The sequence below is a fragment of the Saccharopolyspora oryzae genome, from assembly GCF_027853915.1.
Taxonomy (GTDB): domain Bacteria; phylum Actinomycetota; class Actinomycetes; order Mycobacteriales; family Pseudonocardiaceae; genus Saccharopolyspora; species Saccharopolyspora oryzae.
On record NZ_JAQGLA010000089.1, the window covers coordinates 1 to 19794 of the forward strand.

Annotated in this window: 18 protein-coding genes; 8 read left to right on the forward strand and 10 right to left on the reverse strand. The window is 70.3% G+C overall.

The window, feature by feature from the left end; genetic code table 11:
- Positions 1–169: 169 nt before the first annotated feature.
- On the reverse strand, positions 170–952 hold the full coding sequence (locus OU415_RS32270) for a thioesterase family protein (protein ID WP_270953284.1): 783 nt from the start codon (positions 950–952) through the stop codon (positions 170–172).
- A 182-nt stretch (positions 953–1134) separates the two neighbouring features.
- Here OU415_RS32270 and OU415_RS32275 point away from each other — a divergent pair, with 182 nt between their 5' ends.
- Positions 1135–1557 (forward strand): DoxX family protein, encoded by a 423-nt coding sequence (locus tag OU415_RS32275; RefSeq protein ID WP_270953285.1) that lies wholly within the window; start codon positions 1135–1137, stop codon positions 1555–1557.
- 54 nt (positions 1558–1611) lie between these two features.
- Here OU415_RS32275 and OU415_RS32280 read toward each other — a convergent pair whose 3' ends face one another.
- The 4 genes from OU415_RS32280 to OU415_RS32295 all read right to left on the reverse strand — a co-directional run bounded on the left by OU415_RS32280 (position 1612) and on the right by OU415_RS32295 (position 5527).
- Positions 1612–2325, reverse strand: coding sequence for a TIGR03089 family protein (locus OU415_RS32280; protein WP_270953286.1), 714 nt, complete (start codon positions 2323–2325; stop codon positions 1612–1614).
- Positions 2322–2510 (reverse strand): helix-turn-helix domain-containing protein, encoded by a 189-nt coding sequence (locus OU415_RS32285; RefSeq protein ID WP_270953304.1) that lies wholly within the window; start codon positions 2508–2510, stop codon positions 2322–2324. The genes OU415_RS32280 and OU415_RS32285 overlap by 4 nt, the downstream gene beginning before the upstream one ends.
- A 6-nt stretch (positions 2511–2516) precedes the next feature.
- Positions 2517–3698 carry an LCP family protein gene (locus tag OU415_RS32290; RefSeq protein WP_270953287.1) on the reverse strand — a complete coding sequence of 394 codons (1182 nt, stop codon included), beginning with the start codon at positions 3696–3698 and terminating at the stop codon, positions 2517–2519.
- Positions 3699–3784: 86 nt separating this feature from the next.
- On the reverse strand, positions 3785–5527 hold the full coding sequence (locus tag OU415_RS32295) for an LCP family protein (RefSeq protein ID WP_270953288.1): 1743 nt from the start codon (positions 5525–5527) through the stop codon (positions 3785–3787).
- A gap of 276 nt (positions 5528–5803) precedes the next feature.
- Here OU415_RS32295 and rfbB point away from each other — a divergent pair, with 276 nt between their 5' ends.
- Both rfbB and rfbD read left to right on the forward strand, forming a co-directional pair.
- Entirely contained in the window at positions 5804–6793 is a 990-nt protein-coding gene (gene rfbB / locus OU415_RS32300) for a dTDP-glucose 4,6-dehydratase (RefSeq protein ID WP_270953289.1), read from the forward strand.
- Complete coding sequence (rfbD, locus tag OU415_RS32305) at positions 6790–7713, forward strand: dTDP-4-dehydrorhamnose reductase (protein WP_270953290.1); 924 nt, start codon at positions 6790–6792, stop codon at positions 7711–7713. Before rfbB ends, rfbD begins: the two co-directional genes overlap by 4 nt.
- A gap of 160 nt (positions 7714–7873) precedes the next feature.
- Here the strand turns inward: rfbD and OU415_RS32310 are convergent, their stop codons facing one another.
- From OU415_RS32310 to OU415_RS32325, 4 genes are all read right to left on the reverse strand, one after another.
- Positions 7874–8464 carry a hypothetical protein gene (locus OU415_RS32310; protein WP_270953291.1) on the reverse strand — a complete coding sequence of 197 codons (591 nt, stop codon included), beginning with the start codon at positions 8462–8464 and terminating at the stop codon, positions 7874–7876.
- Positions 8465–8683: 219 nt separating this feature from the next.
- Positions 8684–9733, reverse strand: coding sequence for a glycosyltransferase family 4 protein (locus OU415_RS32315; RefSeq protein ID WP_270953305.1), 1050 nt, complete (start codon positions 9731–9733; stop codon positions 8684–8686).
- The gene (locus OU415_RS32320) at positions 9723–12233 is read right to left on the reverse strand and encodes a glycosyltransferase (protein ID WP_270953292.1); all 2511 of its coding nucleotides are present in this window, start codon (positions 12231–12233) and stop codon (positions 9723–9725) included. Before OU415_RS32320 ends, OU415_RS32315 begins: the two co-directional genes overlap by 11 nt.
- Positions 12234–12369: 136 nt before the next feature.
- Positions 12370–13293 carry a glycosyltransferase family 2 protein gene (locus OU415_RS32325; protein ID WP_270953293.1) on the reverse strand — a complete coding sequence of 308 codons (924 nt, stop codon included), beginning with the start codon at positions 13291–13293 and terminating at the stop codon, positions 12370–12372.
- A gap of 107 nt (positions 13294–13400) precedes the next feature.
- Between OU415_RS32325 and OU415_RS32330 the strand changes: the two genes are divergently transcribed.
- From OU415_RS32330 to OU415_RS32340, 3 genes are all read left to right on the forward strand, one after another.
- Entirely contained in the window at positions 13401–14486 is a 1086-nt protein-coding gene (locus OU415_RS32330; RefSeq protein ID WP_270953294.1) for a glycosyltransferase family 4 protein, read from the forward strand.
- A gap of 82 nt (positions 14487–14568) precedes the next feature.
- Positions 14569–15699 carry a glycosyltransferase family 4 protein gene (locus OU415_RS32335; RefSeq protein ID WP_270953306.1) on the forward strand — a complete coding sequence of 377 codons (1131 nt, stop codon included), beginning with the start codon at positions 14569–14571 and terminating at the stop codon, positions 15697–15699.
- A 148-nt stretch (positions 15700–15847) separates the two neighbouring features.
- Complete coding sequence (locus OU415_RS32340; RefSeq protein WP_270953295.1) at positions 15848–16708, forward strand: glycosyltransferase family 2 protein; 861 nt, start codon at positions 15848–15850, stop codon at positions 16706–16708.
- Here OU415_RS32340 and OU415_RS32345 read toward each other — a convergent pair whose 3' ends face one another.
- On the reverse strand, positions 16709–17053 hold the full coding sequence (locus OU415_RS32345) for a hypothetical protein (RefSeq protein WP_270953307.1): 345 nt from the start codon (positions 17051–17053) through the stop codon (positions 16709–16711).
- Between the two features lie 163 nt (positions 17054–17216).
- Here OU415_RS32345 and manB point away from each other — a divergent pair, with 163 nt between their 5' ends.
- Together manB and OU415_RS32355 are read left to right on the forward strand one after the other, a co-directional pair.
- Positions 17217–18317, forward strand: a complete 1101-nt coding sequence (gene manB / locus OU415_RS32350; protein WP_270953296.1) for a mannose-1-phosphate guanylyltransferase — start codon at positions 17217–17219, stop codon at positions 18315–18317.
- 289 nt (positions 18318–18606) lie between these two features.
- Entirely contained in the window at positions 18607–19518 is a 912-nt protein-coding gene (locus tag OU415_RS32355) for a DNA-3-methyladenine glycosylase family protein (protein WP_270953297.1), read from the forward strand.
- Positions 19519–19794: the final 276 nt, after the last annotated feature.

The window sequence follows — 19794 nt, forward strand, 5'->3', positions numbered from 1 at the left end:
CCCGGTAGCTAAGCTCCCCAGCGCTGATGGTACTGCACTCGACAGGGTGTGGGAGAGTAAGACACCGCCGACACACTATGTGAGAAGGGGGCTTCCCGGACTTCGGTTCGGGAAGCCCCCTTTTTTTGCGTTCTCGGAAGGGCGGTCCCGCGGATTGCGGGACCGCTGTTCAGCCGAGCTGGTTGACCATGACTGCTTCGTGAGCGCTGCCGATGAGGCCTCGCTCGTCGTACAGGCGGGCATTGGCCACACCGATGCCGGTTGGTTGGACGTCCCGGTCGATCTCCATGCCGAGCCATTCGCCTTCGAACGGGCGGTGCAGGTAGAGCGTGATGTCGGTGTTGATCCACGGGCCGAAGATCGGTCCGACCGGGCTGGCTGCGCTGATGCAGTCGACCAGGATCGCCACGTGCGCCAGCGGGCTCAGCGCTTCGCAGGGAACCAGCGGCATCGGCATGTGCATCCACGCCTTGCTGGAGCTGGTCGCCCGCTGGTCTTCTCGCCAGCGGACCTGGACCACGTCGTGAACGCCCCAGCGCAGTCCGAGCTCCGGGGGCAGCAAGTGCCCGTCCGGTAGTTCGGCAGGTCCGGGGAACGGGGCCTTCACCTCCGGGACGGTGCCGTCCACCTCGGTTCGCCGCAGCATCTGGGCGGTGGCGCGGGCCGAGGGCTTGCCGTCGACGGTGAGGGTCGCTTCGCTCACCTGGAGGCGTTTCCCGGTGCGCAGCGGTTCGGCGGTGACCGACAGCGGCTTGGCCGGCACCGGTCGCATCAGGTCCACGGTGAGTCGGGCGATGAACAGGTCCGGGTCGTTGCTGGTCAGCTCCACGGCCCGGGCGAGCAGCCCGGCCACTGGGCCGCCGCCGACCAGTTCGCCCCAGGGGCTGCAGGCAGCTTCGCTCGGTACGAGCTGCTCGCCGGCGGGGGTGAAGAGCGCCTGGATGTCACGCATCCCTCGATGTTACTTACCAGTAGTCGCAGCTGGTACTGGTCGTTTGCCATCTTTCTGGCGAGTTCGCGCGAGCTCGCGCCGCAGGGCGGTGATCGTGTGAGCATCTTCTCGACGGGCGGGTTTATTTGAAGCTTCACGTATGCTTGTTGGCAACGCAGACCCACTCCTCGAAAGGTCTTCCCATGCAGCACCGTCTACGCGACGTGATGGCCCTGGTCGCCCGCCTGGTGGTGGGCGCGACCTTCCTCGCGCACGGTTACCAGAAGTTCGTGCTCTACGGCATGGACAACGTCGTCGCGTCCTTCGGCAAGATGGGCCTGCCCGCCGTGGCGGCGTGGTTCACCGCGATCGTCGAGGTGGTCGGCGGGCTCGGGCTGATCCTGGGTGTGCTGCTGCCCGTCGCCGGCGTCCTGCTCGCGGCGATCATGATCGGCGCGCTGTTCACCGCGCACCTCAGCGGCGGCTTCTTCAACAGCGACGGCGGATTCGAGTACGTCCTGGTGCTCGCGGCGACCTGCCTGGCGCTCGGCTTCAGCGGCCCGCGCTACACGCTTTCCGGGCTGTTCAAGGGGAACTCGGCGAAGGTCGAGCAGCCCGCGGCCTGACGCATGAAGAACGGCCTGTCCCGATCCGGGGCAGGCCGTTCTTCATGCGCGGGGTCAGTTGCCGAGTTCGACGGTGGTCCGCTCGGATTCGCGGCGGCTTTCCCGCTTCGCCGGGTCGAGATTCGTGCAGTGCACCAGGGATGATTGCCCGGCGAGCACCGCCAGCAGGCCGTCCACCACGCCGTCCGGCAACGTCCATTCCAATGTGGACAGAACGCGGTCGGTGGGTCCGATGTGCAGAGCTCCGGCGCGTTCCCGGGCGTGGGCGACCAGTTCGTCGACGGACCGGTCGAGCAGCGCGGGGGTGTCGCCGTCGATCGGCAGCATCGGGCTGAAGTCGTCGCCGTGCACGCGGATGTCCGACACGTAGTCGACGACGCCGTCCGGCAGTCCGCGCAGCGGAGCGCCGAGCGCGTCGAGGCCGACGGCCGCCACGGTTCGGGCGCCTTCACCGCGCTCCAGGTCCGTCGCGGGCACGAAAGCGACCTCGGCGCCTCGCGGGTCGTTGGTGATGTGCGCGCCGCACCACCAGGCGCCGAGCAGCACGCCGACGGTTTGCCAGTGCGCGGGCAGCGCCACCAGCACGGGCGTCTCCGGCTCCAGGTCCATCTCGTCGACCAGCCAGTTCGCCGTCTTGGCCGCCCAGTTCGCGGTGGTCGCCCGGGACAGCTCGATGCGCGCCCCGGTGGCGTCGTCGTAGTGCGTGATCAGCGGCTTGGGTGCCCCTTCGGCCAGCAGCGGGCCGAGCAGCGCCTGGGTAACGCTCATGCGCCGAGCCTAACCGCCTCGAGGTCGACCTCGAGGAGCTGTGCCCGGCCTGGGATTCCCAGCTTCCGGAACACCTTCTGCAAGTGGTAGCCGACCGTGCGGTGGCTGATGAACAGGGTGGTGGCGATCTCCCGGTTGGTCAGGCCGCGGGCGGCGAGACCGGCCGGATCTGCCGGAACGACCAGTCCCGGTCAGTCCACGCAGGGGATGCTGCTGTCCGAGGTGATCGGCTGTTCGGTGCGGGCGGTGCCGTCCAGCTGCAGCTTCGGCTTCGCCGCCAGGCCGGGTGGCGTGGTGGCCAGACCGGCGAAGAAGCGGTGCGCCTCGGCGGGATCGACGTCGATGATGCTCTGGCCGCGGTCGTCGCGGGCGTTGGTGTTGGCCACCGGCATCGTCATGAACGCGACCCGGCCGGCCGCGATCTCCTGCATCTGCTGGACGAAGCCCAGCGGTTCCCAGCCCTCGTCCAGCACCACCGCACGGCGCGCGGCCTGCACCAGGTCGTTGACCATCGCCGGGTCGGTGAGCGTTCCGGTGGACAGCACCTTGTTCGCCAGCGCCGCCATGAACACCTGCTGGCGCACGATCCGGTCCAGGTCGCCGCGGGGCAGGCCGTGCCGCTGCCGGACGAACGACAGCGCGTCGCCGCCCGAGATGGTGTGCTGGCCGGCGGTGAAGTCGGCGCCGGAGTCCTTGTCGCTGGTGGCGTTCTTCAGGCACACCTCGACGCCGCCGACGGCTTCGGTGAGCTCGTAGAAGCCGAGGAGGTTGATCTCCGCGTAGTGGTCGATGCGCAGGCCCGTGAGGTTCTGCACCGTCTGCACCAGCGCGCGCTGCCCGGCCTGCTGCGACTCGCGCTCGACGTCGCCCTCCGGGCGGCCCTCGGAGCGGAGCTTCTCGGCGGCGGCGTTCTTGGTCAGGCCGTAGACCGCGTTGATCTTCTCCGGGCGGCCGCCGGGCACGTCCGCGTAGGTGTCGCGGGGGATGGACACGGCGGTCGGCTGAGCGTTGCCGTGCGGCACCCGGATCACCACGAGGCTGTCGGTGTTCAGGCCGCCGATGGCTTCGGTGCGCAGCTGCTTGAGCACGCTGTTCGGCAGCGGGTTGCCCTGCGCGTCGGTGCGGCTGTCGCTGCCGACCAGCAGGACGTCGGTCGCGCCGTCGTCATCGCTCTGCTGCTGCGGCGGGTCGGCGAGCACGTTCGCGGAGCTGACGTCGCTGAGGCGGTCCACCACGATCCAGCCGACGGCGGTGATGCCGAGCACGATCGCCGAGACCAGCGCGATCGCGCTGCGACCGGCGATGCGGAACCCGGTCCGCTGCTGCGCGGTCGGCTCGACCGCTTCGTCGGTCTCCTGCTCCGGTTCGCCCACTGAGCCTCCCCCGCCGCGGTGCGTTGCCGGACAAGGTTAACCGCTGCCCGAAGCGGGGTCGTGCACGCGATCGTGTGACGCCGGTGTCACTCGACGCAGGGAACTCCGTCGGGGGTGATGGGCTGCTCGTTGACGTCCTGCTGGGTGTGCAGCGGCGGCAGCTGGCGGAAGCCGTCGAGCTTGACCGCGCGCGGGCCGGCGAAGTTCTGCGTGCCCGGGCCCTTGTAGTCCTTGCCCAGGTAGACCTGGACGCTGCCGGCCTGGACGTTGGCGTTCGCCTCGGTGGGCAGCCCGCCGAGGGCCTCGGCCACCTCCTTGGCGGCCTCCTCCCCGCCTGCGGCGTAGTAGACCACCGACTTCGCCATGGTTTCGGCGTTCGAGCTGCTGCCCGCCGTGAAGCCCTGCCCGGACACCTCGTCGAGGACCCGGGCGGCCAGACCGCTGACGCCGGAGGCGTTGTAGACGCTGACCGAGGTCTCCGCGCGGGCCTTCTGCGCCGCCATCTTCTGCTCCCGCTCCTGGGGGTTCAGCAGGAGATCGGCCGCGAACCGCCGGGTCTCGGGGATGTTGATGGTGACCTGCTCCTTGCCGGACGGACCGACCAGGTGCACCGGGGCGGTGTAGAACTGCACGTCGCCGCCGGCGATGCCCTGCATCTGCTGGGCGAAGCCGAGCAGGTCGTCGGCCAGCGCCGGGTCCAGGGTGACCGACTTCTTGATCGCGTCGATCAGATCGGTCAGCTTCGCCGGGTTGGTCAGGGTGCCGCTGGACATCACCTTGCGGGCGAGCCCGGACATGAACACCTGCTGGCGCTTGCCGCGGGAGAGCTCGTTGATCAGGCCGTGCCGCTGCCGGACGAAGGCCAGCGCGTCGGCGCCCTCGATGGTCTGCTGGCCCTTCTTGAAGCTGGCCCCGGACAGCGGGTCCTTGGTGTCGTCCTTCAGGCAGACCTCGACACCGCCGACGGCCTTGGTGATCTCGTAGAAGCCGAGCAGGTTGACCTCGGCGTAGTGGTCGATGCTGACGCCGGTGAGGTCCTCGATGGTCTTGCGCAGCAGCTGCTTCCCGGCGAGCCGGGACTTGGTCTCGAGCTCCTTCTCGTCGGTGGTGCCTTCCTTCTGCAGCTTCTGGCGCTCGGCGGCCATGCCGTTGTTCAGCGTCTCGGTGAGCTTGGTCTTGCCCAGGCCGAGCCCGACGTCGACGAGCGTGTCGCGGGGGAAGGAGATCGCGCTGGCGCTGCCGCCGCCGTTGGGGATGCGCACCAGGATCATGGCGTCGGTGAGGTCGCCGCCCTCCTGGGTGGTGCGCAGTTCGCGGAGCATCTCCTCGGGCAGCGGGTTGCCGAAGGCGTCGGTGCGGCTGTCGTTGCCGATCAGCAGGATGTCGGTGGCGCCGTCCGGTGCGTTGAAGCCGTTGCCGATGACGTCGGCGGTGGAGGTGCCGCTTCCGCCGGGCCGGAACATCGCCCAGCCGAAGCCGGTGGAGGTCAGCACCAGCACGGACAGCAGCGCGACCAGCAAACGCCCGGTGGTGCGGGCGCCACGTCCACCGCGGCCGCCGCTCTTGGTGCGGCGACGGCTCCAGACGTCGTTCTCCGGCGGGAGGTTCGCTTCACCTGAACGGCCCGACGGGCGCTGGCGCGCTTCACTCTGCGGAGTCTTCCGGCCGGGGCCGCCGGCGGGTGGCGCGTTGCCCGCGCGACCGGCGCGGCGAGCGCTCGAAGCGGGGTTGCCGGGGGTGCCGGGACGGTTGCGGCCGTTCCCGCGCGGCGCTGCGGGCCTCCCCGGCTGACCCTGCGGGCCGCCTGGCCACCTGGGCCGATCCTCCACGCCGCTTCCTCCTTGGACTGCCGCGAGCGTTACACCTTCGGGAGGTGATTTTGCTCGTGTTCTCGTTGCAGGCTAGCGGGGCCCTTGGGATCGGTGGGCAGATCCCGGTTTTGGGGTGATGACGCTCATAAGAGTGAACTTGTTCCAATACGCTGCGTGACTGGGGAGCGTGGCCGCTGCCGGGCGCAGCATGCCAGACTTCGCACGTCGCCCTGATCGCGGCGGTGCCCCGCGAGGAATTCAGGCGAAGCGGCACGAACAGGAGAGAAGGGCCTGATGCGGATTCTCGTCACCGGTGGAGCCGGGTTCATCGGCTCGCACTACGTGCGGCAGCTGATCGGCGGCGCGTACCCGGCGTACGCCGGCGCCGACGTCGTCGTGCTCGACAAGCTCACCTACGCGGGCAACGAGGCGAACCTGGCACCGGTCGCCGACGACCCGCGGCTGGAGTTCGTCCGCGGTGACATCTGCGATCGCGAGGTCGTGACCCGCGTGATGTCCGGTGTGGACGTGGTCGTGCACTTCGCGGCCGAATCGCACGTGGACCGCTCGATCACCGGATCCGACGCTTTCGTGCTGACCAACGTGGTGGGCACCAACGTCCTGCTGCAGGCCGCGCTCGAGGCCGGGGTCGGCAAGTTCGTGCACATCTCCACCGACGAGGTGTACGGCTCGATCGAGTCCGGCTCCTGGCCGGAGGAGCACGCGCTGGAGCCGAATTCGCCCTACTCGGCGGCGAAGGCGAGCTCGGACCTGCTGGCCCGCGCCTACCACCGAACGCACGGCCTGCCGGTCTGCATCACCCGCTGCTCCAACAACTACGGGCCGTACCAGTTCCCGGAGAAGGTGCTGCCGTTGTTCATCACCAACCTGGTGGATGGCCACCAGGTGCCGCTCTACGGCGACGGCCTCAACGTGCGGGACTGGCTGCACGTCGACGACCACTGCCGGGGCATCCAGCTGGTCGCCGAGTCCGGGCGACCGGGCGAGATCTACAACATCGGCGGCGGCACCGAGCTGACCAACAAGGAGCTCACCGAGCGGGTGCTGGCGGAGCTGGGCATGGACTGGTCGATGGTGCGGCAGGTGGAGGACCGCAAGGGCCACGACCGCCGCTACTCGGTGGACCACGGCAAGATCGTCCGCGAGCTGGGCTACCAGCCGCAGAAGGACTTCGAAGCCGGACTGCGCGAGACCGTCCGCTGGTACCAGGACAACCGCGCCTGGTGGGAGCCGCTGAAGGCCCGTTCGGCGGTGGCCCGATGACCCGCCTCGCCATCCTGGTACCGGGCGGCCGCGGCCAGCTGGGCGCCGAACTGGTCCGAGTCATGTCCGCGCGTCCCGGTGCTCTCGTGCACGCCCCGGGATCCGCGGAGCTCGACATCACCGACCGCGAGGCGGTCGCCGACGCGGTGGATTCCTTCGCCGAGACCGCCCGCGACGCCGACCTCCGCCCGGTGGTGATCAACGCTTCGGCCTACACCGCGGTGGACGCGGCGGAATCCGACGAGGAGCGGGCGAGGCTGGTCAACGCCGAAGGTCCGGCGCAGCTGGCGAAGACCTGCCACCGCAACGGAATCCCGCTGCTGCACGTGTCCACGGACTACGTGTTCGGCGGCGACGCCGACCGCCCGTACGAGCCGACGGACGAAACCGGTCCGCGCACCGTCTACGGCCGCACCAAGCTCGACGGCGAACGCGCGGTCCTGGACTCCGGCGCCAGGGCTTGGGTGGTGCGCACTGCGTGGGTCTACGGAGCCCGCGGCGGGAACTTCGTGAAGACGATGGTCCGCCTGTCCGGCGAACGCGACTCGCTGTCCGTCGTGGACGATCAGATCGGCTCCCCGACTTGGGCGGCGGACCTCGCGAACGGCCTGGTGGAGCTGGCGGAGCGAGTGGCCGAGCGCCGAGGACCGGACCAGAAGGTGTTGCACTGCACCAACTCCGGCCAGACGAGCTGGTGCGAGTTCGCCCGCGCGATCTTCGCGGAACTGGGGCTGGACGAGTCCCGCGTCCAGCCCTGCACGACGGAGGACTTCCCGCGCCCGGCGCCCCGTCCGGCGTACTCGGTCCTGTCGGAAGCGGCTTGGCGAGAAGCGGGCCTGACCCCGATGCGCACCTGGCGGGAAGCCCTGCACGCGGCGTTCGAAACCGACCCGGAAGCACTCCGCGGAGCGACGGGGTAACCCGAAGAGGTCAAGTTGACCTTGAAAACCCGCGCCAGGGCCTTATCGGCTGGTGTGCGGAGCTTGGGCTGTGCATAATAGGCGGTGCCTGATCCCGCGGGGAGATGGAAGGAAGGCCAGGTGGCCCGGGGCATTACCGGGAGCCTGGCCTGACGCATTTCTATGGGTGGCAGCCAGTGCTGATCTCGACGTCGTACACGCGGTTGGCCAACATTTCTCTGTGCTCAGTCTTGCCCAGGTGAGCTGCACGGCAAACACCTGCGACGATGTCAGCTGCCCACAGCAAGGGTTGGGCGTCGCCTGGGGAGTGGTCAACGCGGAACTTGGCTGCTTTGGGGAGAAGGCGCTGCCGTGCTCCTGCCACTGTTCGCAGGTCGCGCTGGTTGAGGTCGGGTGAACGACCCTCAAGGACTAGTAGGTCGATTCCGAGGCTGTAGAGCTCCACTACGAAGAGCTCCACTACGAGCTGATTCAGACACATGGCGCGGGCACGTTCTTGCTTCTGCAACGGAACTGGTGACCCGATGACCACGATGTGCATGCCCTCTAGATCCGCCAGTTTCTTGACGACTCGCTGTTGTTCTGCGGCGTCCATGCCATGCCAGTGAAGTTTCTGGCGCCTTCCCTTTAGCGAAAGGAGGGTCTCGTGGGCTTCGTCGAGCATTCGTGGTTCGAAGACGACTCCGGTGAGTACGTAAAAGCCGTGTTCTGAGTGCTCGCGGAAGGATTCGTCGCCGTATGCGATGGGCACGAACAGACACGGTACGGGGGCAGTCGAATTCTCTTTCGAGCGATACGGAAGTTGGCTTGTGATCGCCTGATTCGGTGATGTTCTCCCATTTTTGGAAAATCAGGCGACTTTTAGGTTCGATGCATCCATCATGGGCGGTGCCTGATCCCGTGGGGTGATGGAAGGAAGGCCAGGTGGCCCGGGGCATGACTGGGAGCCTGGCCTGACGCATTTCTGGGGTTAGTTCGCCGCTCGGCGGTAGGCGGCGGTGGTTGCTTCGGCGCAGGCTTGCCAGGTGAAGGTTTTTGCTTGCGCTCGGCCGGATTCCGGGTCTGGCGGGTTCGTCAGGGCTTGGTGCAGGGCTTCGTTGAGCGCGTTCGGGTCGCCGAAGGGGAAGTAGGTCGCGTGACCGGCGGTGACTTCCCGGAGGGCGGGGATGTCCGAGCAGACCACGGGCGTTCCGCAGGCCAGTGCTTCCAAGGTGGGGAGGCCGAAACCTTCGTCGCGGGACGGGAGAACCAGAGCGCCGGCGCCGGCGACCAGGTGGCGCAGGTGGTCCTCGGGGAGGTAGCCGGTGCGGATCACCGATCCGTCGTTCCCCGGCTCGCCGGGACCGGCGATGACCAGCGGTGGCAGGTCCGGACCGTGCGCTTCCAGCAGTCCGGCAAGGCCTTTGCGCGGTCCTTCGGCGCCGACGAAGAGCAGGTATTCGGTAGGAAGTCCATAGTGGACTCGCAGTGCGGAATCCAGTGGTGCAGCCGTGAACCACGCCGGATCAACGCCGAGTGGAGTCACCACTACTTTGTCGCGCGGGACATCGAGCCGGGCGCTGACCGCATCGGCGACCGCAGCGGTCGGTGTGCACACCACCCGCGCCCGCTGCGCCGAACTCCGCACCAGCACAGGAAGATCGGCCTCCGCCAGCGAAGGATCATCCAGAAAAGCCAGGTCGTGCACGGTCACGACCCCGGCACCTCGGACGGATGGCGGCAGCACGAAGTTCGTCCCGTGCACCACGTCCGCCCGTCCCGCGAGCAGTTCGATCGGCGGGAAAGCGCCGCGCTGCCACAGCATCCGCAGCACCTGGGCCGGGATCGGCGGCCCAACGGCCCGCGTCCCCGGCGGCGCCACCTCGCGCAGCTCCCGCCAGCCCCGAGTCGTGAACCCGATCAGCCGGACGTCCACCAGCGCCGCCAGCTCCGCGACCAGCGACGCCGTGTACCGGCCGATCCCGGTGCGGTTGCCCAGCAGCGGCGTTCCGTCGAGCAGAACGCGCAGGTCAGCGGCCACGGAACCGCTCACCGGCGAGTCGCCGCAGTCGCCCGCCGGCTCGCTTGGCGACCTCCAGCGGCCCACCGGCGTCCAGGTACTCGCGCAGCAGCGCGAGGTCGCGGCGCACCGCCTCGGTGCCGTTGATCTGCGGGCTTCGCACCAGCGGCGAGGACGCCTTGAGCCGGTCGGCGGCCGGGCGCGGGTCGCGGCAGAACTCGGTGAGCGGCGCCAGCACCGATTCCCAGGTGAAGCGCTCCCGGACCGGTTCGATGCGGCGGCGGCACTCCGCGGCGAACTCCTCGTCGTAGAGCACCTTTTCCAACGCCTCGGCCAGCGCGTCCGGGTCCTCGGCGGGTACCACGACGCCGATGCGCTCCGAGCGCACCAGGTCGGCGAACGAGTCGCCGTCGGTGGTCACCACCGGCAGCCCCGACCACAGGTAGTCCAGCACCCGGGTGCGGAACGCGAACGTCGTCTCCACGTGCTCGAAGTGGGTGGTCACACCGCAGTCGGCGTCCAGCAGGTAGTTCTGCCGCTCCTGGTAGGGCACCCAGGTCTCGTTGAAGAACGCGAACTTGTCGGTCAGCCCGAGCCGCTGGGCCAGCGCGCGGGTCTGACCGGCCATGCCCATCTCCGGCACGTCCGGGTTCGGGTGCTTCATGCCCAGGAAGAACAAGCGGATGTCGTTGTGCCGCTGGGAGATCCGGTGCACCGCGTGCAGCAGCGTCAGCGGGTCGAACCAGCTGTAGACGCCGCCCGCCCACAGCACCACCTTGTCGTCGGCGGAGATGCCGGGGTGGACGGCCTTGATCGCCGGGCTGGTGCGGCGCGGCGCCACCGACGGCAGGCCGAACGGCACCACCGACAGCAGCGAGCGCACCGTCGGATCGTTGTCGTACAGCCCCGGCGTCAGGCGGCCCAGCGAGGCCAGGTGCCCCAACCAGAAGTGCCGCTGGCGTTCGGAGGCGCAGAGGAAGAAGTCACCGCGCTGCAGCTGGGTGTTGAGCACCTTCGTCACCCCGGCCAGGTCCTTGGCGCGGCGCTCGTCGTCGGTGTCGCGGCCCTGCTCGAGCAGCTCCAGGTGCATCGGGTCGTAGACGTCGCAGACCACGATCTTGGTGGAATCGACCTTCTTGAGCGCGGGCACCATCTCCAGCACGTGCCCCTGCAGCACCACGATGTCGGCCCAGTCGACGTGCGCACCGAGCTCGCGCCGGGTCGCCGCGTGCACCTCGAACTCCGCCGGCGGCGGGCTGACCAGGTCGTTGACGCTGACCAGCCGCACCTGGTGCTCGACGGAGAGCACCTCGGCCATGTGCCAGGCGCGGATCGCCGGACCGGCCATCCGCTCGGTGACCGCGTCGCCGGTGATCACCACGACCTTGCGGGGACGGCCGAAGACCTCGTCCAGGCCGAAGGCCTCCACCAGCGCGTCATGCGCGGCGAGGTAGCGCGGCAGCGGGTAGGCCGGTTCCATCGCCTTGCGCATCAGCGGGACCAGGTCCGCGTCGGTGCGCACCCGCGCCTGCTGCTCCTCGTCGCGGGACTGCTTCAGCGACGGCAGCATCTCCACGAACTGGTCGATGGCCAGCATCCCGGCCAGCGCGGAGCGGTCGATCGGCACCGGCGAGTCGTCCTCGGACTCGCTGCGGCGCGTGATCTCCAGCTGCGTCGGGTCGATCTCGCCGCGCGCGGTGGCCCGCCGCACCGCCAGCGCCATCGCCGCGGGCAGCGCCTTCGCCAGCGTCTCGTCGGAGACGTTCTTGTAGAGCGCGGCGAGCGCGTTGCGCTCCAGCAGGTAGTGCTCCCGCGAGGAGGCGATGTCGGTCATCGACGCGTGGTGGCGGTGGAAGGTCAGCGACCGCGGCTCGTAGCGGACCCGCCAGCCGCGCAGGTTCAGCCGCCAGCCCAGATCCACGTCCTCGTAGAACATGAAGAACCGCTCGTCGAAGCCGTCCAGCGCGGCGAACAGCTCGGCGCGCACGAACAGCGCCGATCCGGTGCCGAACAGCACGTCCCGCGGGGCGTCGTGCGAGTGGTCGTCGACCTCGCCGGCGTGGCGCTTGTAGCCCATGCCGAACCAGGTCAGCCCGCCGTCGACGAAGTCGATGTGCCGCCCCTCCCAGTCCAGCACCTTGCTGGCGACCGCGCCCACGGTCGGCTCCGCCCGCAGCACGGCGACGGCCGAACGCACCCAGTCCCGGTCCGGTCGCGCGTCGTTGTTGAGGAACGCCAGCACCTGGCCGGAGGCGTTGCGGGCGGCGAGGTTGCAGCCGCCGGCGAACCCGAGGTTGCGGTCCGACTCGACCAGCCGCACGTCCGGGGCTGCGGCCCGGATCCGCTCCGCGCTGCCATCACCGGAGGCGTTGTCGACGCAGATCACCTCCAGCCGCTCGGCCGGGTAGTCGAGTTCCTCGCGCAGCGCGCGCAAGCACTCGACGGTGTCGTCGGCGCCGCGGTAGTTCACGACGATGACGGACACGAGGGGCAGGTTGCTGAGGTCGGAAGTTCCAGCCACGCCTCAAGCCTGCACCATGCCGGGAGTCCGATCCGATCCGCCTACCCGATTCGATGGCCTTCCGTTAGGAGACGACGCGGCTCGGTTTGCGCGGCGGTTCGGGTTCGGCGTTCCCGGACTGAAGATCGAGGACCGGTCAGCGGCCGGCCCAGCGCTGCCAGATCTGCCGGGTCGGGGCCGACCTGGTGATCTCGCGGCGTTCTCGCAGCGTTGCGGGGAGGCGGCGGAGGACCTCGGCGAGTACTCGGAGGCGGAGGGGGACGCGGAAGTTCGCGGCATCGGGGACGTTCTTGCGCAGCGGCAGCGCGAGCGTGATCGCGGCGAAGCGGGCCAGTTCGCGGGTTGCGACCTCTGAGGGGGCGCAGCGCAGCAGCATGAACAGGCGATTGCGCTCGTTCCAGCGGTGGAACTGCGCAGAACCGGGTTGTGTCGTCGCGCCGTGAGCGTGCGCTGCGACGGCCTCGGGCGTGGAGACGATGCGGTGCCCGGCGAGGCGTAGGCGCCAGGACGTGTCGGTGTCCTCGTAGTAGCAGAAGAAGTGAGCGGGGACACCGCCCGCTTCGCGCAGCAGGTCGGTGCGCAGCAGCGCTGCGCCGCCGCAGAAGCCGAACACCTCGCCGGAGGCTTCAGGCGCGTCAGCGCCGTGGCCGTCGGCCGTGAGACGCACGCCGGCGGACTGCGTGCGGCCGTCCGACGTGCGGAGCACGGAGGTCGCCGCAGCCGCGGAGCGGTCCGCGTCGAGCGCGGCCTCGAGCGCCGCGAGCCAGCCGGAGGCTGGCGCAGCGTCGTCGTTGAGCCACGCGACGTAAGGCGTGGCGACGCGCGCCAGCGCGGCGGCGATGCCGCCGGCGTAGCCGAGGTTGCGGCGGAGCCGCAGGACCTCGGGGGCCGACGGGTGCGCGGCGATCAGTTCGGCCGTGCCGTCGTCGGAGGCGTTGTCGACCACGATTGTCCGATGTGGACGGTCTTGGGTGGCCAGCGCGTCCAGGCAGGACTCGATGTGGTCCCGCCCCCGCCAGGTCACCACGACCACGGTGCTGCGCACCTGTTCCGACGTCACGGCCGTGACGTTACGCGCCCCCGGCGCCGAGCGGTCCTCGACTCAACCACCTGCGAAAACGGAGTGGGTGGTCAATTTCGCACTTCGGGCCGTGGGAAGCTGGGCGGGTGCCCGAGCTCGTCGCGATCGCTGAGCAGCTGCTCGCCCCCGTCCCCGGTGGGACCGGCCGCTACACGCGGGAGTTGCTGCGCGCGATGGCCGAAACCGCGCCCGACGGCTGGGAGATCAGCAGCGTGATCAGCCGAGGCGGCGACGTCGAGGCCGCGCGGGTGCCCGGAGTGGCTGGGCCGCGAGTGCTGCCGCTGCCGCGACGGGCGCTGATCGCCTCTTGGGAACGCGGTGTTCCGCTCTGGCCGGGCGGCGACTCCGTGCACGCCATGACACCCCTCGCGCCGCCGGCCAAGCGCGGGCGCGGGCTCGTGGTGACCGTGCACGACACCGTCCCGTGGACGCACCCGGAAACCCTGACGCCGCGAGGGGTTTCCTGGCACCGCAGGGCGATCAGCCGGGCCGCCCGGCAAGCCGACGCGCTGGTCGTGCCCACCTCCGCGGTGGCCGCCGAACTCGCCGAGCACACCTCCGCGCCCCGCGTGCAGGTCATCGGCGAGGGCGTCACCCCGTCGCTGCTGGCCGAGCCGGATCCGGCGGTGCAGCTCGATCTTCCGGAGCAGTACGTGCTGGCCATCGGCACGATCGAGCCCCGCAAGGGCTACCCGCACCTGGTGCGGGCGATGGCCGACGTCCCCGACGTCCCGCTGCTGGTGGTCGGCCGCCAGGGCTGGGGCGACCTCGACCTGCGGCAGATCGCCGCGGACTGCGGAGTCGGCGACCGGGTGCGCGTGCTGTCGTCGGTGACCGACGGCGAACTCGCGGTCCTGCTGCGCAACGCGAGCGCGCTGGCCGCGCCCAGCCTCGCGGAAGGCTTCGGCCTGCCGCTGGTCGAGGCGATGGCGCTCGGAGTTCCCGTCGTGCACTCCGATGCGCCCGCGCTGGTGGAGGTCGCCGGGGGTGCAGGAATGGTCGCTCCGCGTGCCGACCCGGCTGCGCTCGCCGCTGCGCTGCGCGAGGTGCTCGGCGACCCGCGGCGGCGGGCGGAGCTGGTCGCGGCGGGGCACCGGCGTGTTGCGGACTTCACCTGGACGCAGGTGGCGCGGGAAGTCTGGGCACTGCACCTGGACATCGCCTCGGCATAGGCCTGAACACATTTTCACGTACTCGTCCCGGGCTGGGCTTTTCGCCCCGTACTCTGCTCTGGTGCACAGAGGCGAGCCGCACATCCTCATCGACGCCACCGCGGTACCCGCGGACAGGGGCGGCGTCGGCCGGTACGTCGACTCCCTGCTGGCGGCGCTGGACGCCGACGGCGCCCGGCTCACCGTCGCCTGCCAGCCCCGCGACGCGGAGCTGTACGCGACCATCGCGCCGCGCACCGACGTGGTGCCCGCCGCCGAAGCCGTCGCCACCCGCACCGCGCGGCTGACCTGGGAGCAGACCACCCTGCCGCTGCTGGTCCGGCGGCTCGGGATCGACGTCCTGCACTCCCCGCACTACACGACACCGCTGGCCAACCCGGCGGCGTCGGTGGTGACCCTGCACGACGCCACGTTCTTCACCAACCCGGCGGTGCACTCGCCGGTCAAGGCCCGCTTCTTCCGCGCCTGGACGCGCACCGCGCTGCGCCGCGCGACGCTGTGCATCGTGCCGAGCGAGGCGACGGCGGCCGAGCTCGCCCGCTCCGTCGGCGCCGACCGGACGCGGATGCCGGTGATGTACCACGGCGTCGACCCGGACCGGTTCCACCCGCCGACACCCGAAGAGGTCCAGGCGGTCCGCGACCGGCTGAGCCTGCACGACCAGCCGTACGTGGCGTTCCTCGGCGCGCTGGAGCCCCGCAAGAACGTGCCCGCGCTGATCCGCGGCTTCACCCTGGCCTGCCGGGGGCGCACCGATTCGCCCGCGCTGGTGCTGGCCGGTCAGCCGGGCTGGGACACGCGCGTGGAGCGGGCGCTGGAAGCGGTGCCGCACCGGATCCGCGTGATCCGGGCCGGCTACTTCCCGTTCGGGCAGCTCGCCGGGTTCCTCGGCGGCGCGGACGTCGTCGCCTACCCGAGCATCGGCGAGGGCTTCGGCCTGCCGGTCCTGGAGGCGATGGCCTGCGGCGCCGCCGTGCTCACCACGCGACGCCTGAGCCTGCCCGAGGTCGGCGGCGACGCCGTCGCGTACTGCGGGGTCGGCGCCGGAGACATCGCCGCGGGGCTCACCGAACTCCTCGACGACCCGACCCGCCGGTCAGCGCTGGCCGCCGCCGCGCAGCGCCGGGCCAAGGAGTTCACCTGGGCGGCCTGCGCCACCCAGCACCGCGCGGCCTTCGCCCGCGCCCACCACATCCACCTCCGCACCCGCTGATCTGGCATACATCAAGTCGGGCACCCGGAGTCCAGGCGGGCGCTGAGGTTCCGCCACCCGCACCGCTACGCAGGACGAGGAGGGAAAAACCTCGTTGAAACTGCGGTCGGATTCCCGGGCTCGGGGCGGTTCGGCAGAATGTGGTGGCGTGACCGACGTGCGCACCTACGGCGACGAGCTCGCCGTTGTCACCGTGACCTACTCGCCGGGCGAGACGCTGGACCGGTTCCTGGACACCTTGCAGCAGGCGACGGACCGGCCGGTCCGGGTGATCCTCGCCGACAACGGGTCCACCGACGGCGAACCCGAGCGCGCTGCAGCCGAGCGCGCCAACGTCGAGTTCGTGCCCACCGGCGGCAACCTCGGCTACGGCGGAGGCGCCAACCGCGGCGTGGCCGCGCTGGGCGAGGAGTACGGCTGGATCGTCATCGCCAACCCCGACCTGGAGTGGCGGCCGGGGTCGCTCGACGAGCTGCTGGCCGCGTCGAAGCGCTGGCCGCGCGGGGGCTCCTTCGGCCCGCTGATCCGGGAACCCGGCGGCGAGGTCTACCCGTCGGCGCGGATGCTGCCCTCGATCGGGCGAGGGGCCGGGCACGCGGTGTTCTGCAAGATCTGGCCGAACAACCCGTGGACGCGTGCCTACCGGCAGTCCGAGGCGGAGATCACCGAACGCCCGGCGGGCTGGCTGTCCGGTTCGTGCCTGCTGCTGCGCCGCGAGGCGTTCGACTCCACCGACGGCTTCGACCCGCGCTACTTCATGTACTTCGAGGACGTCGACCTGGGCGACCGGTTGCGCCGCAAGGGCTGGCTCAACATCTACGTGCCCGGAGCCGAGGTCATGCACATCGGCGGGCGCTCCACGGCGAAGGCGGCCAAGCGGATGCTGCTGGAACACCACCGCAGCGCCTACCGCTACCTCGCCGACCGCCACCCGGGTCCGCTCTGGGCGCCCGTGCGCCTGGCGCTGCGCACCGCGCTGGCGCTCCGGGCCCGCATCGAAACGCGCTGATCAGTACTGGGGGTACTGCTGACCGGGTTGCGAACCGAGCGGTCCGAACTCGTTCGGGCCGCGCTGCGAGTGGTACGGGTTCGGCGGCAGGTTCTGCTGCCCGTAGTCCTCGGTCGGCCAGCCCTGCTGCGGCTCGGCCTGCGGCTTCGGGGCGGCCTGCGGCGGCCCGGGCACGGGCAGCGACGGTGCGGTGTCCGTGGGGTCGACGTGATCGACCACCTCGCGCGGGATGCGCACGGTGTTCGCGGCGTCCATCGGCGAGGTGGCGTTGTCCGGCGTGACGACGAACGCGCCGCGTGCCCGCGCGCGAGCAAGTGCTTCGTCGGCTCGGAGGAGCGGGTCCATGGGGATGCCCTCTCAGTCGTTCGCAGTCGGTGGTCCGCCGGGGGCGGGCGTCGAGCCGTGCGGGGACGGGCCCGGTGTTCATTATGCCGTTGGCCCTGCCAGAGTATTCCCCCCAATGGGTTTTCGTCAGTGAAGTCCGTGAGGTACAGGAGGAGCTACGCCGATGTCCGCGGATGATCGGGACCGGGCCGCACCGCCGGCGGCGGAGGCCGTCGTGCTGGTGGGCGGGCGCGGCGTGCGGCTGCGCCCGCTGACCCTGTCGGCGCCGAAGCCGATGCTGCCCACGGCCGGGGTGCCCTTCCTGCGCCACCTGCTGTCTCGGATCCGGGCCGCCGGCATCGAGCACGTGGTGCTCGGCACCTCCTACAAGGCGGAGGTCTTCGCCGAGCACTTCGGCGACGGCTCCGACCTCGGCCTGCGGCTGGAGTACGTGGTCGAGCCGCAGCCGCTGGACACCGCCGGGGCGATCCGCAACGTGTCGGACCGGCTCAGCGCCGACGACGTGCTGGTGTTCAACGGCGACATCCTGTCCGGAGTGGACCTCAACGAGCTGATCGCCACCCACCGCAGCACCGCGGCGGACGTGACGCTGCACCTGGTCAAGGTGGACGATCCCAGCCGGTTCGGCTGCGTGCCGACCGATCCGGACGGGCGGGTCACCGCGTTCCTGGAGAAGACCGAGAACCCGCCGGTGGACCAGATCAACGCCGGTTGCTACGTGTTCCGCCGCGAGGTGATCGACCGCATCCCGGCCGGTCGGCCGGTGTCGGTGGAGCGCGAGACGTTCCCGGAGCTGCTCGCCTCGGGCGCACGTGTGCAAGGCCACGTCGACACCTCGTACTGGCTGGACATGGGAACCCCGCAGGCGTTCGTCCGCGGCTCGGCGGACCTGGTGCTGGGCGTCGCACCGACGAACGCGCTGCCGGGGGAGCACGGCGAGGCGCTGTGCCTCGACGGCACGTCGGTCGACGCTGGAGCCCAGGTTAGCGGTGGCAGTGCGATCGGTGCTGGCTGCGTCGTCGAGAGCGGTGCCAGCGTCGTGGAGTCGGTGCTGTTCGACGGGGTCCGCGTGGCCCGGGACGCGGTGGTCGAGAGCAGCGTGATCGGAGCGGGCGCGACGATCGGCGCGGGTGCGGTGCTGCGGGGCGCGATCATCGGTGATGATGCGCACATCGGCGCGGGCTGCGAACTGCTCGACGGCGTCCGCGTGTGGCCGGGCGTGACCCTGCCCGAGCACGGAGTCCGCTTCTCCGCCGACTGCTGAGCCGAACCCCGGCGTGTCCGCACCCGACACACCAGCACCCCACACCGCAGTTTCAATTGAAACTGTGGTCTCCACGGCGTGTCCGCACCCGACATGCCGAGGGGGTACCGCAGTTTCAATTGAAACTGTGAACCGTCGGCGTGTCGGGACCCGACATGCCGACACCTGTGGACAGGTCGTCCTCCCTGTGGAGAACTTCCGAAAATTCAATGGAAATCGGACCTCCGATTTCCATTGAAATTGCGGCCCACGATGACGGCGGAGCGGGTCGGCATACCCTCTGAGGGCGATGACTGACGCTCTGACCAGGATCTGGTGCCCCTCGTACCCGGTGGACCTGCCCCGGGTGCTGGCTCCGCTGCGCCGCGGCAGCGGCGATCCCACCACGCGGGTCGATCCCTCGGGCGCGGTGTGGTGGGGCACCACGACGCCGAAGGGCCCGACGACGTTGCGGCTGCGGAAGAACGGCGCGGGAGAAGTCGACGCCGCAGCGTGGGGGCCCGGCGCGCAGCTGGTGCTCGACGGCATCCCGGACCTGCTCGGCGACTCGGACGACGCCAGCGGGTTCGTCGCCGTGCACGACGTCGTGGAGCGGGGGCGGAAGGCCTCGCACGGGGTGCGGCTGTGCGCGTCCGGCCGGGTGTGGGACGTGCTTGTCGCCGCGGTCCTGGAGCAGAAGGTCACCAACCGGGAAGCGTGGCGCTCTTGGCGGGAGCTGTGCTGGCGCTTCGGCAGCCGCGCACCAGGACCGGTCGAGAAGCTGTGGGTCGCACCGGATCCCGTGCAGCTGCGCGGGATCCGGGACTGGGAATGGCATCGCGCGGGCATCGACGGAGCCCGCAGGCGAACGCTGCTCGCCGCCGCATCGGTGGCAGCGAGGTTGGAGCGCGCGGCCGAGCTGCGCGGCGTCGAAGGGCGCGATCTCCTGCAGAAGGTGCCGGGCATCGGCCCGTGGACGGCGGCGGAGATCGCGCAGCGGGCCTGGGGCGACCCGGACGCGGTGAGCGTCGGCGACTACCACCTGCCGACGATCGTGGGCCTGGCGTTGGCGGGCCGCCCGCTCGACGACGAAGGCATGCTCGAAGCCCTCGCCCCCTACGAAGGCCACCGCCACCGAGCGGTCCGCTACCTCAGCGCAGCAGGCGCGACCCGCCCCCGCCACGGCCCCAGAATGCCCGCCCGCAACTACCGCACCATGTGAGCCCAAGCGCCAGACCTCTTCGGGTGAAAGCTGATCACGACGGGCGAATTTGACGCATTGCGATGCAATGCGTCGTGTTCTACTCTGGCTGTGCGCGAAATTTTGTGGACGGAGCAATCCGAGCAGCACATAGCCAGGCATTGCGTCGTGCCGGGCGAGGTCGAGGAGGTGCTGTTCGGCGGCACGCTCGCTGGTCGTTACCTGTTAGTCGTCTTGGCCGATGGAGCGGACGGGCGTTGGTACGTGGTGACGGCACGAGAAATGACCCATAGAGAG

Excerpts from the sequence above, each read along its gene's own strand:
- manB (WP_270953296.1), top strand. The coding sequence starts at position 17,217 with ATGTCCGCGGATGATCGGGACCGGGCCGCACCGCCGGCGGCGGAGGCC.
- OU415_RS32270 (WP_270953284.1), bottom strand. The coding sequence starts at position 952 with ATGCGTGACATCCAGGCGCTCTTCACCCCCGCCGGCGAGCAGCTCGTA.
- OU415_RS32355 (WP_270953297.1), top strand. The coding sequence starts at position 18,607 with ATGACTGACGCTCTGACCAGGATCTGGTGCCCCTCGTACCCGGTGGAC.
- OU415_RS32280 (WP_270953286.1), bottom strand. The coding sequence starts at position 2,325 with ATGAGCGTTACCCAGGCGCTGCTCGGCCCGCTGCTGGCCGAAGGGGCA.
- OU415_RS32275 (WP_270953285.1), top strand. The coding sequence starts at position 1,135 with ATGCAGCACCGTCTACGCGACGTGATGGCCCTGGTCGCCCGCCTGGTG.
- rfbB (WP_270953289.1), top strand. The coding sequence starts at position 5,804 with ATGCGGATTCTCGTCACCGGTGGAGCCGGGTTCATCGGCTCGCACTAC.
- rfbD (WP_270953290.1), top strand. The coding sequence starts at position 6,790 with ATGACCCGCCTCGCCATCCTGGTACCGGGCGGCCGCGGCCAGCTGGGC.
- OU415_RS32345 (WP_270953307.1), bottom strand. The coding sequence starts at position 17,053 with ATGGACCCGCTCCTCCGAGCCGACGAAGCACTTGCTCGCGCGCGGGCA.